We start from the raw sequence: 14244 nt of genomic DNA on the forward strand, positions 1-14244 counted from the left end.
GTGTCCCCGCGGGGTCTCAGCGCTGCGGTTCGGCGCCGAGTTGCTTGCGTACTGCCGCTTCCAGCGATGGCTGCATGCCGGCATCGCGCCCGATCTGCAGCGCCTGTTCCGTGCTGGCTCCTTCGCGTGCGGCGAGCAGGGCCAGCAGCGCGCCGGCGCGATTGCCGCTGGCGCAATGCAGTAACACCGTGCCCTGCTGTTGTTGATTGAGCACCCGCTGCAAGGCGCGTGCGGTCTCTGGCGTGAGTGCATCGGCGTTGCGGATCGGCAGGCGGACATAACGCAGACCCAATGCGTCGGCGGCTGCGATTTCGTCGTAGCCGCGTGGCTCTTCGGGAGCGCGCAGATCGATCACGGTGGTGACGCCCTGGGCAGCGGCATCGCGCAGGTGTGCCTGCGTGGGCTGGCCGGAACTGATGAGATTGCGAGCGGTGCCTGTGGGCGTTGTCTGCGCGAACGCGGCGCCGCTGAGCAGCGCAATGCACCAGGCCGCATGGCGTAGGCACTGGAACATCACAACGCTGCGAGCGCTTTGAGCAACTCGCGCATTTCGTATTTGTCGGTGTTGTCCAGGCCCTGCGCGCGCTGTTTGGTCTGCAGTTCTTCCACGCGCTGACGCAGTAACTGTTTGTCGAGTTGGGCGACGACGTCGTGCAACTCGATCGCCCAGCTGTGCTCGTCGCCGGGGAGCTCCTGCGCGGCCAGCTTCTGCAGCGCAACCAGTTCCTCGCGGTCGGCGAAGTGTTCCAGCAGCGCGCCGGTGCTGATTTCCGGGCGTTGCCGCACCAGCGCCAGCAGCTCCATCAACAGCTCGATGCCGGGCAGGCGCAACCCAGAAAAATCGTGGTCGCCTTCCAGGCTCATCGCCAGTGAGGGTTGTTGCAACAGAATGGCGATCGACGCACGCACCAGGCTGCGTTTCTGCGTGGGCGCCGCCATGCGCACAGGCGGCCGCGCTTTGGACGAGGACTGCTGCGCGGACATGCTCGCACCGACGCCGGTCATGCGCGCCAGTTCCTGCTTCATCAGATCGCCGAAGGCGCCTTCGGGAATCTGCGCCAGCATCGGCTTGGCACGCTCGGCCAGGCGCGCTTTGCCATCGAGCGTGTGTAGATTGATCTCGCGCGACATTTCGTCGAAGAAGAATTGCGACAGCGGCGTGGCCTGTTTCAGGCGCTGATCGAACGCCTGCGCACCTTCCTTGCGCACGATGGTGTCCGGGTCTTCGCCATCGGGCAGGAACAGGAAGAACGCTTGGCGGCCGTCCTTCATGCGCGGCAGCACCGATTCGAGCGCGCGCCACCCAGCCTTGCGCCCGGCATTGTCGCCGTCGAAGCAGAAGTACACATCCGGCGCATTGCGGAACAGTAGTTCGGCATGTTCGGGCGTTGTGGCGGTGCCCAACGTGGCCACTGCCTGGGTGACGCCGAACTGGAACAGCGAGACCACGTCCATGTAGCCCTCCACCACGATCAGCCGCTCGATCTTCTGGTTGGCCTGGCGCACCTGCCACAGGCCATACAACTCGCGGCCCTTGTGGAACAGTGCGGTTTCCGGCGAATTGAGATATTTCGGGCCCGGGTCGCGGCCATCGGCCGGCGCGCCCATGATGCGACCGCCGAAGGCGATCACCCGGCCACGGCGATCGAAGATCGGGAACATCACCCGATCGCGGAATTTGTCGTAGACATGGCCGCGGTCGTTCTTGGAAAACAGCCCGGCGCGTTCGAGCACGCTCATGCGGCGCGCATCGGTGCCCAGGGTGTCCTTCAATGCGCTATAGCCATCGGGCGCATAGCCGATCTGGAAACGCGCGCGGTTGTCGGCGTCCACGCCGCGCCCATCCAGATACTCGGCCGCGCGCGCGCTGCCTTCGAGCTGACGCTGGAAGAACTTGGTGGCCGCTTCCAGTGCCGAATACAACTCGCGGCTGTCGTCCTGCTGCTGCGGCGTGCGCTGCTGCGTATCGCGCGGTATTTCCATGCCGGCGCGCTTGGCCAGCTCGTCGACCGCATCGAGAAATTCGAGGCGGTCGTAATTCATCAAGAAGCTGATCGCCGTGCCATGCGCGCCGCAGCCGAAGCAGTGATAGAACTGCTTGGTCGGCGAGACCGTGAACGAGGCCGAGCGCTCGTCGTGGAACGGGCAACGCGCCGAATACTCCTTGCCCTGACGCTTGAGCGGCACGCGGCCGCCCACCACTTCGACGATGTCGGTGCGTGCAAGCAGTTCGTCGATGAATGCGTCGGGGATGCGGGCCATCCCGCTAGGATATCGCAGCGGCCAGCGGCCGCCTTGTTTTAGAGGACGTCGGTATGCGCTAGCGATGCCCGCATCAGCTCACGCTCAGCTGTGCTGCGACGACGTCCGCTGCGGGGCTGCGGAAACCGCCTGCGCATCGGCTGGCGGCACGATGATCGGCGGGTGCTCCGGGTCCACGCCTGCTTCGCGCAACTTGCGATGCGAGCGCACCCGCTCGTCGATCACCGCGGTGATCAATGCACCGACGAAGAACACCACCGAGGCGTAATACATCCACACCAGCAGGATCACCAGCGTGCCCATCGAGCCGTACGCGCTGCCGGGTGCCGCGGTGGCGATATACACGCCAATGGCATAACGGCCCAGTGCAAACAGCAGTGCGGTGATGATGCCGCCCAGGAACGCCTGGCGCCAATCGACCGTGCGGTCGGGCAGATAGCGATACAAAAACGCGAACGCCAACGAATACAGGGCCAGCGTGGTGACGTAGCCCACGGCCGGCAGCACCGACGGCAGGCGCGCAAACACCACCTGCAACGCAGTGGTGGCGATCATCGACACGATCAGCAAAAAGCCCAACGCCAGAATCACGCCGAACGAGAACACGCGCTTTTTCAGCCACGCCATCAGGCCGTCCAGCCGCTCTTTGTCGGTACGGAAAATCAGGTTCAGCGCGTTCTGCAACTGCGCAAACACCGCCGTGGCGCCGATGAACAGCAGCAGCGTGCTCCACAAGCCCGCCAGTGAGCCCACGCCGGGCTGAGCGGTGGCGTTGCGGATGATGGTCTGCGCGACTTCGGCCGCGCTGCTGCCCGCCAGTTGCGCAACCTGCTGCACCAACGCCTCCTGCGCAGGCGGATACAGCGAGGCCGTCAGCCACAACAGCAGCACCAGCAGGGGTGCCAGCGACAGGAGTGCGTAAAACGACAACGACGCGGCCTGCGTCATGACGTCGATTTCGATAAAGCGGTTCAGCAGGGCCATCGGCACGCTGCGCTGCAGACGGCTCACATGCTTGTGCAGATAGGCGGTTGAAAGCGTCGTCACCGGCGGGAACATCCTTGGCGCATACCGTTGTGCGCGCAGGTGGGTCGGAGCAAGGCCGGTATGCGGAAGAACCTTGCCCACGCCTGCGCTGGCGCACCCGTTCTAGCAGGGCCTGCTCGAAGGAGGGGTGAAAGCGCGCGCGTGGCGGTGCTGCGTGAGTGGGTTTGCGCGCGATGCGAGGGCGCAGCATGCGATGCAGCCGCTGGGTCGCGCCGTTGGTGACAGCGCTGGGGCTGCGACGTACGCGGCGTTTGGCGGGCGATGCCTGCAACGGTGGTGACGCGCGGGAGCCAGCCCGGACTGCGGCAACCCAACTGGGGGCCAGCATCTGCAAGGGGAAACCGGCCGATGACGCATCACCGACGCGTTACAGCCCGACACCACACACCGTCCGCAGTGCCCCGGCCGTTGGCGCAGGGCACTGCGGACGCGTGGATCAGCCTGCCAGGTGCTGCTTGACCAGGGTGGAGACCAGGCCCATGTCGGCCTGACCGGCCAGCTTTGGTTTGAGTGCGCCCATCAGCTTGCCGATGTCGGCCGGGCTGCTGGCACCTGTTTCGGTGATGGCGGCCTGGATGGCGGCGACGATTTCGGCTTCGCCCATCTTGGCCGGCAGGTAGCGTTCGATCACCACGATTTCCTCGCGCTCGATCTGCGCCAGGTCCTCACGTGCGGCGGCTTCGAACTGGGTGACCGAGTCCTTGCGCTGCTTGACCATCTTGTCGAGCACGGCGATCACTGCGGCGTCGTCCATCTCGATGCGCTCGTCCACTTCCTTCTGTTTGATGGCGGCGTTGATCAGCCGGATCACGCCCAGGCTGTGCTTGTCGCCGGACTTCATGGCGGCCTTCATGTCATCGGTGAGCTGCTGCTTGAGGGGCATGTGGTGACTCCTGGTTACGTGGTGAGGGGGTGCCGACGCGCTGCGGCTGGCAACGCGCATCGGCGAAACAGACGGGGCGGGCGAGAGGGCTGTGCCCGGCGTGGGGCCGGCGGCGCATCGCCCATGACGGGTTCGATCCGGTCAGCGGACCAATACAAAAAGCCGGCGACGCTTGCGCGTGCCGGCTCTTGGGTTCTCTTTCGATGAGTCGCGCCTACAGCGCAGACCCACCGGCAAGAACCGCGTTCGATCAGTACAAGCGCTGGCGCTTGGTGACGTCGCGCGAGGAACGACGCAACTGACGCTTCACAGCAGCGGCAGCCTTGCGCTTACGCTCCTGGGTCGGCTTTTCATAGAACTCGCGCTTGCGGGTTTCGGCCAGCACGCCGGCCTTTTCGCAGGTGCGCTTGAAACGGCGGAGCGCAAATTCGAAGGGCTCGTTCTCGCGGACTTTAACGCTGGGCATGGGTTCTCCAGATAATGGGATTTCCGTCCGGGAGCCCCGGGCGGGTGCGAGCGGACTCGCGTGACGGAATTTCCGGGTTGCCCCGGCGAGCCGCGCATTATAACGACTTGCCAACGACCTGCAAGCCCCTGCTGAAATTTGTGTCGAGAAGCCCGCCAGAGCGTGCGTTTGCGCCCGATCCGGCGCTGCGGATGCGGGCGCGCAGCATATCGCCAGCGGCGCATCTGCGCAGCACAAAAGCTGCGAAAATAGACGCTTGTTCTGCTTGCCGAGCTGCCGTGAAAGTCCTTGGGATCGAATCATCGTGCGATGAGACCGGCGTGGCGGTCTACGACACCGCCTTGTCCGGCGTGCCGGCGCTGCGCGCCCATGCGGTCTACAGCCAGATCGCGCTGCATGCCGAATACGGCGGCGTGGTGCCGGAGCTGGCCAGCCGCGACCATGTGCGCAAGCTGCTGCCGCTGATCCGTCAGACCCTGGACGAGGCCGGGTTGCGCATCGACGAACTGGATGGGGTGGCTTACACCGCCGGCCCGGGCCTGGTCGGCGCACTCTTAGTAGGTGCCGGCGTGGCGCGCTCGCTGGCCTGGGCGCTGGACGTGCCGGCGATCGGGGTGCATCACATGGAAGGCCATCTGCTGGCGCCGTTGATGGAAGACGACCCGCCGCAGCCGCCGTTCGTGGCGCTGCTGGTCTCCGGCGGGCACACCCAGCTGGTGTCGGTGAAGGCGCTCGGGCATTACGAGGTCCTGGGCGAGACCCTGGACGATGCGGCGGGCGAGGCCTTCGACAAGACCGCCAAGATGATGGGCCTGCCGTATCCGGGCGGGCCGCAGCTGGCGGCCCTGGCCGAAACCGGCACGCCGGGACGCTATAAGTTCGCGCGGCCGATGACCGACCGGCCGGGCCTGGATTTCAGTTTCAGCGGGCTCAAGACCCAGGTGCTGCTGGCCTGGCGCGCCAGCGACCAATCCGACACCACGCGGGCGGATATTGCGCGCGGCTTCGAAGATGCGGTGGTGGAGACGCTGGCGATCAAATGCCTGCGCGCGCTGGATGCGGCCGGCTGCACTACGCTGGTGGTGGCCGGCGGGGTGGGCGCGAACAAGCGCCTGCGCGCGCAACTGCACGAGGCCGCGCAGCGTCGGGGTGGCCGGGTCTGCTTCCCGCGGCCGGCCCTGTGCACCGATAACGGTGCCATGATCGCCTTCGCCGGCGCGCTGCGCCTTGAGGCTGGCGAGCGTGCCGGGGCCGAGGTGCATGTGACGCCGCGCTGGGATATGGCGAGCTTGCCGCCGCTGGCGGCGCGGGAATCGGAAATGGGGAATCGGGAATAGTTAAGAGCTTTACTCCGACCCTGTCCGTCCTGTCCGTCCTGTGCGCCGTGCTTTTGCTCCTCCCCATTTCCTATTTTCGACTCCCGATTCCCCATGGATAAAGTGTTTATTGAAGGTCTGGACATCGATGCGCTGATCGGCATCTACGACTGGGAGCGGCGGATCCGGCAGACCTTGCGGTTCGATCTGGAGATGGGGTTCGACAACCGCATTCCGGCGGCCAGCGACGACATTGCCGATACCTTGAACTACAAGGCGGTGAGCAAGCGCCTGATCGAATTCGTGCAGGCCTCCGACTTCGGGCTGGTCGAAACGCTGGCCGAGCGCTGCGCGGCGATCGTGCTGGACGAGTTTGGCGTGCACTGGCTGCGGCTGAAGCTGAGCAAGCCCGGCGCGGTGCGCGGCGCGCAGGCGGTGGGCGTGATCATCGAGCGCGCACGCCCGGACCTGAAGATGACAGACCACTCGTAGCGGACTGCGGGCAGGCGATGACGTCGATTCCTAGCGACAATGCGTCCGCAAAGCGTGCGCTAGATGTCTCCAATCCCGAATATCCGCTCCCGAAACTTGCATCATCGCGGTCGCGTCAGGCTAGAATTGCCGGCCATGTAAACGTTTTCTCAAGGATCTCATGGCTGCTGATCGCATCGAAACCCTGATTGCCCGGATGACCGTCGAAGAGAAGGTCGGACAGTTGGGTGTGTTCGCCGACATGGTGCGGCCGTTCGCACCGGACGTGAATCCCGAAGCCAATGTGCTCAACGCCGATGAGGTGCTGCAGCAGGTGCGGCAGGGCAGGGTGGGCTCGCTGTTCAATGGCGTCGGCGCCGCGCTGGGCGTGCAGATCCAGAAGGTGGCGGTCGAAGAAAGCCGCCTGGGCATCCCGGTGATTCTGGCCGCGGACGTGATTCACGGCATGCGCACGGTGTTCCCGATCCCGTTGGGCGAAGCGGCCAGCTTCGAGCCCGAGTTGGCCGAGCGCACCGCGCGCGCCACCGCGATCGAAGCCACCGCCGCCGGCCTGCACTGGACCTACGCACCGGCCGTGGACATCGCGCGCGACCAGCGCTGGGGCCGTGGCGCGGAAGGTGCCGGCGAAGACGTATTACTGGGCGCCGCATTTGCCGCCGCGCGCGTGCGCGGTTTTCAGGGCAGCGACCTCACCGCCGACGATTGCCTGCTGGCCACGCCCAAGCACTTTGCCGCCTATGGCGCGGTGGCGGCGGGCATGGAATACAACACCGTCGATATCGCACCGCAGACGCTGCGCGATGTGCATCTGCCGCCGTTCAAGGCCGCCTTCGATGCCGGCGCCTTGACGGTGATGTCCTCCTTCAACGACATCAACGGCGTGCCGGCCAGTGCCAACCACGAGTTGCTGACCGAGATCCTGCGCGGTGAATGGCAGTTTCCGGGCGTGGTGATTTCCGACTACACCGCCGATATGGAATTGATCGCGCACGGCTACGCCGCCGATGAGCGCGATGCGACCAAGAAGGCGTTTCTGGCCGGGTTGGACCTGAGCATGCAGAGCGGTTTCTATGCCGCGCATCTGCCGTCGCTGGTGGAAAGCGGTGAGGTGCCGATGGCCACGCTGGATGCCAGCGTGCGTCGCATGTTGCAGCTGAAAGAGGCCATTGGCCTGTTCGACAATCCGTATCGCTCGCTGGACCCGGCGCGCGAAGCCGATAACGCTCACTTGCCTGCACACGATGCGTTGTCGCGCGATGCGGCGCGGCGTTCGATCGTGTTGCTGAAGAACGACGGCGCGCTGCTGCCGCTGAAGAAGAGCGGGCAGCGGATCGCGTTGATCGGCCCGTTCGTGCAGGACCGCGAGAACATCGAAGGGTGCTGGACATTATTCGGTGACAAGGCGCGTTACGTGACCCTGGAGCAGGGCGTGCGCGCCGTGGTCGGCACCGACGATCTGAGCGTTGTGCAGGGCTGTGGCCTGGAAGAGGCGCTGCCGGGCGGTATTTCGGCGGCCATCGATGCCGCGCAGGCCGCCGATGTGGTGGTGCTGGCACTCGGCGAGCCGCAGCGCTTCAGTGGCGAGGCGCAGTCGCGTACCGACATTACTTTGCCGCCGGCGCAGCAAGCGCTGGCCGAAGCGGTTGCCGCCACCGGCACGCCCATCGTGGTGCTGTTGCGCAACGGCCGCGCGTTGGCGCTGCATGGCGCCGTGCGCGACGCCGAGGCGATTGCGGTGACCTGGTATCTGGGCACCCAGACCGGCACCGGTGTGGCCGATGTGTTGTTCGGCGACTACAACCCGTCCGCGCGTCTGCCGATCAGCTTTCCGCAGGTCACCGGGCAGCAGCCGTATTTCTACAATCATCTGCGCACCGGTCGTCCCGAGCTGCCGACCTTGTCCGAATACAAGGCGCGTTGGCGCGAAATGCCCAACGAGCCGCTGTATCCGTTTGGGCATGGTCTGAGCTACACCACGTTTGCGTATGCGCAGCCGCAGCTGAGTGCCGCGCAACTTGGGTGGGACGACACGCTGACCATCACCACGCGCGTGACCAATACCGGAACCGTGGCCGGCGAAGAAGTGGTGCAGTTGTATGTGCATGATCGCGTGGCAAGCCGGGTGCGCCCGGTGCGCGAGCTCAAGGGGTTCCGCAAGGTGTTGCTGCAACCTGGCCAACACAGGGATGTGGTGTTCACGCTGACGCGCGAGGCGCTGGCGTTTACCAATCCCAAGGGCGTGTTCGGTGCCGAACCCGGCGTGTTCGATGTGTGGGTGTGCGCGTCGGCCAAGAGTGGCGAAGCGGTGACATTCGAGTTGCTTGGCGCCTGAGTGCGCTGATCAAGGCGGTGGTGTGCCGTCGCGTCGATAGGCGGTCTGTTGCAATGAGAGCGCGTGTAAGACGTGACCAACGTCACTGACTGCCGCTTGTGCAGGTAGCGGCAGGTAGCGCGTGATGGGGCAGAGGGAGCGTGGCCTGGCCTGCTGTCGCAGCGTAGGTGCGTGTTGAGATCGGCGCACCCATGCATCACGCGTTGAGGCCATCGTCGCTGCGGAGACAAGCGCGTCCCAGCGCGATAGCGCACAGGCTTACGCGGGCAGTGACAGATTGCGTGCGTGGCGCATGCAGCGCGCCGACAAGACAGAATCGCCGCCATTGATGTGACTGTTGAGCACTGCAGAACGCGCGCCGAGATGCCGCGGTGCACTGCCTGCGCGCATCGACGCGCAGGCAGTGTCGGCACTGGCCTATCTCAGGCCGCTCACGCGTCGTTTTCGACCGCAGCCTTGCTCTTGGGTGTGAGCTTGAGCAGACGACCGGTACTGCCGCTGGCTTCGTCTTCCAGCAACCACAGGGCGCCGTCGGGACCTTGCTCCACTTCGCGGATGCGTGCGCCCATGTCGTAGCGGGCCACTTCGCGTGGCTGATCGCCGAGCGAGACCTGCACCAGCGCCATCGACGACAGGCCGCCGATAAAGCCCTGGCCGCGCCACGCCGGGAACTGCGCGCCGTTGTAGATCACAAAACCTGCCGGCGAGATCACTGGAGTCCAGCTGATCTTGGGCGCGGCAAACTCCGGGCGCGTGTTGTGGTCGGGAATCGGCCTGCCGTCGTAATGGTCGCCATTGGAGACGATCGGGTAGCCATAGTTGGCGCCGCGCTGGATCAGGTTGAGCTCATCGCCGCCGGCCGGGCCCATCTCGTGTTCCCACAACCGGCCCCTGCCGTCGAATGCGATGCCCAGGATATTGCGATGCCCCAGCGACCACACCTGTGCAGCCACACCACCCTGCGCGGCGAACGGATTGTCGGCCGGTACGCTGCCGTCGTCGTTGAGGCGGATCAATTTGCCGAGATTGGCTTTCATGTCCTGCGCCGGATCGAACTTCTGGCGCTCGCTGGAGGTGATCCACAGCTTGCCATCCGGGCCGAACGCGAGCCGATGGCCGAAGTGGCCATTACCGGACACCTTGGGGCTCTGACGCCAGATCACCTTGAGGTCGGACAAGGTGCCGCCGCCGGTAGCATCCAGTGTGAGCTTGGCGCGCGCGACTGCCGCGCCGCGGATGTCGCCCTGGCCCGGTTCGGCGTAGCTCACATAGACCAGGCCATTCTTGGCGAAGCGCGGATGGGCCAGAACATCGCCAAACCCGCCCTGGCCGCCGTAAGCGACCGCCGGCACACCGGTCACGGCGCTCTTGCGATTGGTCTTGGGGTCCAGACGCATCAATGCGCCGCGCTTTTCGCTGACCAACAGCGTGCCATCGGGCAGGAAGGTCATCGCCCAGGGTTCGTCGAAGTCGGCAACGGTGGTGGCCTGGAATGGCCATTGCGCCTTGGGAATGGAGGCGGCCGGGGCGGCCGCAGGTGCGGCCAGCGCGGCGCCGGTGGCGAACAGGGTGGCCGAACAGGCCAGAGCAAGCAGACGACGGACAGACATGAGGTCCTCCAGGGGATAGGCACGGTCACGCTGCAGCCCTCCCACAACGTGTTCCGCGTCGGGTTTTCAAGTACCTTACACGACGCTAGCGGGGCCGCCCTGTCGCAGATCACTCTCCGCAGGTCGGCCGCGTCTCACATCGTTGTTTCATCCTGCAGTTTCACCATGAAAAGGAGTTTCCATGGCCACGCAAAAAACCTCGCCCGCCTTTATCGCTGCGTCGTGGGCTGCCTTGTTGGCAGGCAGCGCTGCGTATCTGATCGGCTTATGGAACGCGCAGATGTTGCTCAACGAGAAGGGCTACTACTTCACGCTGCTGTTGTTTGGTCTGTTCGCCTCGGTGTCATTGCAAAAAAGCGTGCGTGACCGCGCGGACGGGATTCCGGTGACGGGTCTTTACTATGCCATCTGCTGGTTCTCGCTGATCATCGCCCTGGTGCTGCTGGCGATCGGCCTGATCAACGCAACGTTGCTGCTGAGCGAAAAAGGCTTTTATGCAATGGCGTATGCGTTGAGCCTGTTTGGCGCAGTTGCCGTGCAGAAAAATACGCGCGATGCGATGGATGCAGACGCAACCCAGCACACCTCGCGGGTTGCACCGCCGCCGCTCGACTGACGGGCGACTCTCCTTGATACAACAACGCCACCTCGACGGTGGCGTTGTTTGTTTACGGCTTTGGCTTGCTGTCGCCCGAGACGAAATCCGCTGCGTTTTCCCACGCGCGCTTGACGGCGTGACGTGCCTTGCTCCAACTCAGGCCATCGGTGCCGCGCTTGGCCTCCCAGTCGCGATGCAGTTCGGCTTCGACCTGATCGTAGGCACGCGCATTCTCGCGGATACGTGCTTCATGCCCGACCAGATAGGCGCTTTCGTAATCTTCGTAACGGTCGCCTTCGGTGTAATACGGCTCTTCAGTAAAACGTTCACGCCAATAGCTGGATACGTTCTGGCTGCGGTCTTCGTCCGGCGCGCGGCCTGGAATCTGATACGGCACGTTCATGCTCGTCTCCGTCATTGCGAATGTGCGGACCAACTTAGGTAGCGGCGTGTTAACAGCGCGGCACGCGGGGTGACGGTGGGATCAAGACGTGCCGCAGATGCGGTGATGCGTTGGTCGGTAGCGAATTGGCTGCGCTTGGGTGCACGCGATGCGTTTCAAACCGCTGCCGACGCTGCCTCATACGGCAGCGGTTTGGCGCCGGCAGCGACGATTGAGGGCTCCGCGGCCTGCAGCGACTGTTCGTCGGCATCGATGACGACCAAGATGCGTCCGGATTCGATTTCGTCCTCGAACTGACGACGCACCGGGTCGGGCACGGTGGCGCCGATCAGGGCCGACGACCAACTGCCCACCAGCGCGCCGGCCAGTGCCATGACGCCAACGCCGGCCAGGGTCAGGCCGATTGGCGGCACAGCGACTGCCACCAGGCCTGCCACCAACCCGGCCGCGCCACCGGTGGCCGCGCCGCGCGCTGCGGCCGGCACAAAATCGGTCTTGGCATCCTTGCGCTCGTCCGGCACGTCGTGCAGTTCGATATCCGAGCGGGCGATCAGCGACAACGCCTCATTGTCGATGCCGGCGCTGCGTGCGGACTGCAGTACGCGTTGCGCGCTTTCAAGATCGGGTGTGCTGTAGACGCGACGCAGTTTCATCGCAAGCTCCCATGCAAGTGAGAGCGCAGCGTTGAGCGTGCCCGGTTAGACCTGCGTGAGCGCGGCGCGAGCGTGTTGCGAAGCTGCTACACCGTCTTGCGCGGAAACAGGTAAAACGCCCAGCCCACCAGCAATGCCACGCCTGCCGCTGCCAGATTCTGCCAGCTGGCGCTGGCCAGCAAGCCGAGCGACAGCAACAACGCAGCGACGGGAATGAGTGGGCCTCCCGGCAACCGTAGCGTGTCGGTACGCTGCCGATAGCGGCGCGCCAGCACGATCACCGCCGCCGCCGTGCCGATGTAGGCGAACAAGCGCGTGACCATCGACAGCAGTGCCAGCTGGGTGAACGAGCCCGACAATGCGAGCGCCAGCGACAACACGCCCTGGGTGAGCACCGCGGCTGCGGGGGTATGAAAGCGCGGATGCACGCGTGCCAGAAACGCCGGCCCGTACCCGTCCTGCGCGAGCGCGAACAGAAAGCGCGGACCGAGCATCACTGTGTTGCTGGTCGTGCCCAGGATGGAAATGGTGGCGCCCACGGTGAGAATCAGCGCCAGCGCCTCGCCGCCGAAGCTGCTGGCCGCATCCGCCAACGGGGTGGGCGAGGCCGCCAGATTGGGCAGCGTCCCTTGCGCGACAACCTGTACGGCTGCGTAGATCACGGTCACCGTGACGATCATGGTGATGAGCGCAAATGGCACGTCGCGGCGCGGGTTGCGGTATTCGCCGGCCGCTGCAGGAATGTTTTCGAAACCCGCATACGCAAACAGCAGCAGCAGAGCGGCCTCGCCGAGATTGCCCAGGTCGCGCAGGTCAGGAGATTTGCCGGCAAACGCCCACGACCAGTCCACATAGAACAGCCCGATTGCCACGAACAACAGCAACGGCACCAGTTTGCCGATCACCAGGGCGATGCCGGTGCGCGCAGCCGACTTGACGCCGATGACGTTGATTGCGGTCAGCACACCTAGCGAGCCGACGACGACCAAGGTGCGCGCCCATGCATCGGTGGAAGCGGTGGGCCAGAACCGCGCCACCGCATCGGCCAGCCCGTTGCTCAAGGCCGCTGCCGAACTGATACGGGTGAGCCAGATCATCCAGCCGATCTGAAACCCGACAAAGGGGCCAAACGCTTCACGCGTGTAGAGGTAACTGCCGCCGGGCGTATCGAAATAGCTTGCCGCCTGCGCGTAACACAGCACCAGCAAGGCCACCGCCAGCCCGGCCAGCATCACCGCCCACAGGCTCATCGGCCCCAGCAGTGCCGCGGTGGCTGCGGGCAACAGATAGATGCCGCTGCCGATGACATCGTTGATCGATAAGCCGACGATCTGCCAGCGGCTGACTACACGCACCAGGCCGGTGCTATCGGACGGGGGCGCTGGCGTGCTCATGGTGCGGCCTCGACCAGGTCAGGCAACTGCCACTGCGCTTGCAGGCGCGCATAGTCGGCGCGCGGCAGCAACACGAAGAGCGGCTTGTCCGCGGGTTTCAACCAGGCCAGCAGACGCTGCATGTCTGCCGGCTGCATCGCCGTGCAGCCGGCGGTGAACTGCCCCGGAGTGCGCCACAGATGCGCAAAGATGCAGCTGCCGCGCCCGGCAATATTGTTGGGGTTATGCGCGATGACGAAACCTTCGCGATACCGCGCATCGCCGGGATGGCGCAGGTCCAGGCGCATCGGCTCGGTGGAACCAGCCACCGCCGCTTCACCGACCTGCGCGGCATCGACGATGCGGTTGTACAGCGGCGAGCTGGGCACATCCATGCAGTAATGCGTGGCGCTCATGGCCTGATACGGCATGGCGCTGTCGATGCTGGCGGAATAGCCAAATGCCGGGCCGATGGCAAAGACCCCGGCCGGGCTGCGGCCATCGCCTTCGCGCTTCTGTGGGCCTTGCGATTGCGCCGGGTGCAGACCTTCGCCCCAGGCGCTGCCATGCCGGCCGAGTGCGACCGCGAAGCCTGGCGCGGCCGGCGTCCATTGGCCATCGACACGCTTAAAGGTCTGCAGCCGCGCCTGGGTGCTGTTCCAGTCCGGCGTGGTCACCACGATCAGCGCGCGTGCCTGCTGCAGCGCCTCGATCGGTTCGCCTGCGGCGGCGCCATTGCTGCACAGTGCCAGCGCCAGGAGCAGGGTGGATCGCAACAGGATGGCAAGGCGCATGCGGGCTCCGGACGG

General features: G+C 65.2%; 14 protein-coding genes. 4 read left to right on the top strand and 10 right to left on the bottom strand.

Annotation, left to right across the window (positions count from 1 at the left end; translation table 11 throughout):
- Window positions 1–16 precede the first annotated feature (16 nt).
- The 5 genes from ABQZ00_RS00080 to rpsU all read right to left on the bottom strand — a co-directional run bounded on the left by ABQZ00_RS00080 (window position 17) and on the right by rpsU (window position 4658).
- Window positions 17–514, bottom strand: a complete 498-nt coding sequence (locus tag ABQZ00_RS00080) for a fused DSP-PTPase phosphatase/NAD kinase-like protein (RefSeq protein ID WP_115529087.1) — start codon at window positions 512–514, stop codon at window positions 17–19.
- The gene (gene dnaG, locus ABQZ00_RS00085) at window positions 514–2262 is read right to left on the bottom strand and encodes a DNA primase (protein WP_323516845.1); all 1749 of its coding nucleotides are present in this window, start codon (window positions 2260–2262) and stop codon (window positions 514–516) included. Before dnaG ends, ABQZ00_RS00080 begins: the two co-directional genes overlap by 1 nt.
- A gap of 84 nt (window positions 2263–2346) precedes the next feature.
- Window positions 2347–3309, bottom strand: coding sequence for a YihY/virulence factor BrkB family protein (locus tag ABQZ00_RS00090; RefSeq protein WP_503064229.1), 963 nt, complete (start codon window positions 3307–3309; stop codon window positions 2347–2349).
- 436 nt (window positions 3310–3745) lie between these two features.
- Window positions 3746–4192 carry a GatB/YqeY domain-containing protein gene (locus ABQZ00_RS00095; RefSeq protein WP_055847470.1) on the bottom strand — a complete coding sequence of 149 codons (447 nt, stop codon included), beginning with the start codon at window positions 4190–4192 and terminating at the stop codon, window positions 3746–3748.
- A 250-nt stretch (window positions 4193–4442) separates the two neighbouring features.
- Window positions 4443–4658, bottom strand: a complete 216-nt coding sequence (gene rpsU, locus ABQZ00_RS00100) for a 30S ribosomal protein S21 (protein WP_002808376.1) — start codon at window positions 4656–4658, stop codon at window positions 4443–4445.
- Between the two features lie 278 nt (window positions 4659–4936).
- On the opposite strand from rpsU, the gene tsaD reads away from it, so the two are divergent.
- The 3 genes from tsaD to ABQZ00_RS00115 all read left to right on the top strand — a co-directional run bounded on the left by tsaD (window position 4937) and on the right by ABQZ00_RS00115 (window position 8798).
- Window positions 4937–5995 (top strand): tRNA (adenosine(37)-N6)-threonylcarbamoyltransferase complex transferase subunit TsaD, encoded by a 1059-nt coding sequence (gene tsaD / locus ABQZ00_RS00105; RefSeq protein ID WP_323539433.1) that lies wholly within the window; start codon window positions 4937–4939, stop codon window positions 5993–5995.
- A gap of 93 nt (window positions 5996–6088) precedes the next feature.
- Complete coding sequence (folB, locus tag ABQZ00_RS00110; RefSeq protein ID WP_311239998.1) at window positions 6089–6466, top strand: dihydroneopterin aldolase; 378 nt, start codon at window positions 6089–6091, stop codon at window positions 6464–6466.
- 160 nt (window positions 6467–6626) lie between these two features.
- A complete protein-coding gene (locus ABQZ00_RS00115; RefSeq protein WP_323539432.1) occupies window positions 6627–8798 on the top strand; it encodes a glycoside hydrolase family 3 N-terminal domain-containing protein in 2172 nt (723 codons plus the stop codon).
- 431 nt (window positions 8799–9229) lie between these two features.
- Here the strand turns inward: ABQZ00_RS00115 and ABQZ00_RS00120 are convergent, their stop codons facing one another.
- On the bottom strand, window positions 9230–10408 hold the full coding sequence (locus tag ABQZ00_RS00120; RefSeq protein WP_115529081.1) for a PQQ-dependent sugar dehydrogenase: 1179 nt from the start codon (window positions 10406–10408) through the stop codon (window positions 9230–9232).
- A gap of 181 nt (window positions 10409–10589) precedes the next feature.
- Between ABQZ00_RS00120 and yiaA the strand changes: the two genes are divergently transcribed.
- Window positions 10590–11024, top strand: a complete 435-nt coding sequence (yiaA, locus tag ABQZ00_RS00125; protein ID WP_055847483.1) for an inner membrane protein YiaA — start codon at window positions 10590–10592, stop codon at window positions 11022–11024.
- Between the two features lie 52 nt (window positions 11025–11076).
- Here yiaA and ABQZ00_RS00130 read toward each other — a convergent pair whose 3' ends face one another.
- The 4 genes from ABQZ00_RS00130 to ABQZ00_RS00145 form a co-directional block, all read right to left on the bottom strand.
- The gene (locus ABQZ00_RS00130; RefSeq protein WP_055847486.1) at window positions 11077–11409 is read right to left on the bottom strand and encodes a hypothetical protein; all 333 of its coding nucleotides are present in this window, start codon (window positions 11407–11409) and stop codon (window positions 11077–11079) included.
- A gap of 155 nt (window positions 11410–11564) precedes the next feature.
- Window positions 11565–12062, bottom strand: coding sequence for a hypothetical protein (locus tag ABQZ00_RS00135; protein WP_323539431.1), 498 nt, complete (start codon window positions 12060–12062; stop codon window positions 11565–11567).
- 86 nt (window positions 12063–12148) lie between these two features.
- Window positions 12149–13456 (bottom strand): APC family permease, encoded by a 1308-nt coding sequence (locus ABQZ00_RS00140; RefSeq protein ID WP_323539430.1) that lies wholly within the window; start codon window positions 13454–13456, stop codon window positions 12149–12151.
- Entirely contained in the window at window positions 13453–14229 is a 777-nt protein-coding gene (locus ABQZ00_RS00145; protein ID WP_323539429.1) for a L,D-transpeptidase family protein, read from the bottom strand. Before ABQZ00_RS00145 ends, ABQZ00_RS00140 begins: the two co-directional genes overlap by 4 nt.
- Window positions 14230–14244: the final 15 nt, after the last annotated feature.

Source organism: Xanthomonas sp. WHRI 10204 (assembly GCF_040202875.1).
In the GTDB taxonomy this organism is placed as follows: domain Bacteria; phylum Pseudomonadota; class Gammaproteobacteria; order Xanthomonadales; family Xanthomonadaceae; genus Xanthomonas.

Bases quoted from the DNA above. Each gene is read 5' to 3' on its own strand.
- ABQZ00_RS00080 (WP_115529087.1), bottom strand. From the start codon at position 514: ATGTTCCAGTGCCTACGCCATGCGGCCTGGTGCATTGCGCTGCTCAGC.
- rpsU (WP_002808376.1), bottom strand. From the start codon at position 4,658: ATGCCCAGCGTTAAAGTCCGCGAGAACGAGCCCTTCGAATTTGCGCTC.
- ABQZ00_RS00135 (WP_323539431.1), bottom strand. From the start codon at position 12,062: ATGAAACTGCGTCGCGTCTACAGCACACCCGATCTTGAAAGCGCGCAA.
- ABQZ00_RS00120 (WP_115529081.1), bottom strand. From the start codon at position 10,408: ATGTCTGTCCGTCGTCTGCTTGCTCTGGCCTGTTCGGCCACCCTGTTC.
- ABQZ00_RS00095 (WP_055847470.1), bottom strand. From the start codon at position 4,192: ATGCCCCTCAAGCAGCAGCTCACCGATGACATGAAGGCCGCCATGAAG.
- ABQZ00_RS00145 (WP_323539429.1), bottom strand. From the start codon at position 14,229: ATGCGCCTTGCCATCCTGTTGCGATCCACCCTGCTCCTGGCGCTGGCA.
- folB (WP_311239998.1), top strand. From the start codon at position 6,089: ATGGATAAAGTGTTTATTGAAGGTCTGGACATCGATGCGCTGATCGGC.
- ABQZ00_RS00140 (WP_323539430.1), bottom strand. From the start codon at position 13,456: ATGAGCACGCCAGCGCCCCCGTCCGATAGCACCGGCCTGGTGCGTGTA.
- ABQZ00_RS00130 (WP_055847486.1), bottom strand. From the start codon at position 11,409: ATGAACGTGCCGTATCAGATTCCAGGCCGCGCGCCGGACGAAGACCGC.
- yiaA (WP_055847483.1), top strand. From the start codon at position 10,590: ATGGCCACGCAAAAAACCTCGCCCGCCTTTATCGCTGCGTCGTGGGCT.
- dnaG (WP_323516845.1), bottom strand. From the start codon at position 2,262: ATGGCCCGCATCCCCGACGCATTCATCGACGAACTGCTTGCACGCACC.
- ABQZ00_RS00115 (WP_323539432.1), top strand. From the start codon at position 6,627: ATGGCTGCTGATCGCATCGAAACCCTGATTGCCCGGATGACCGTCGAA.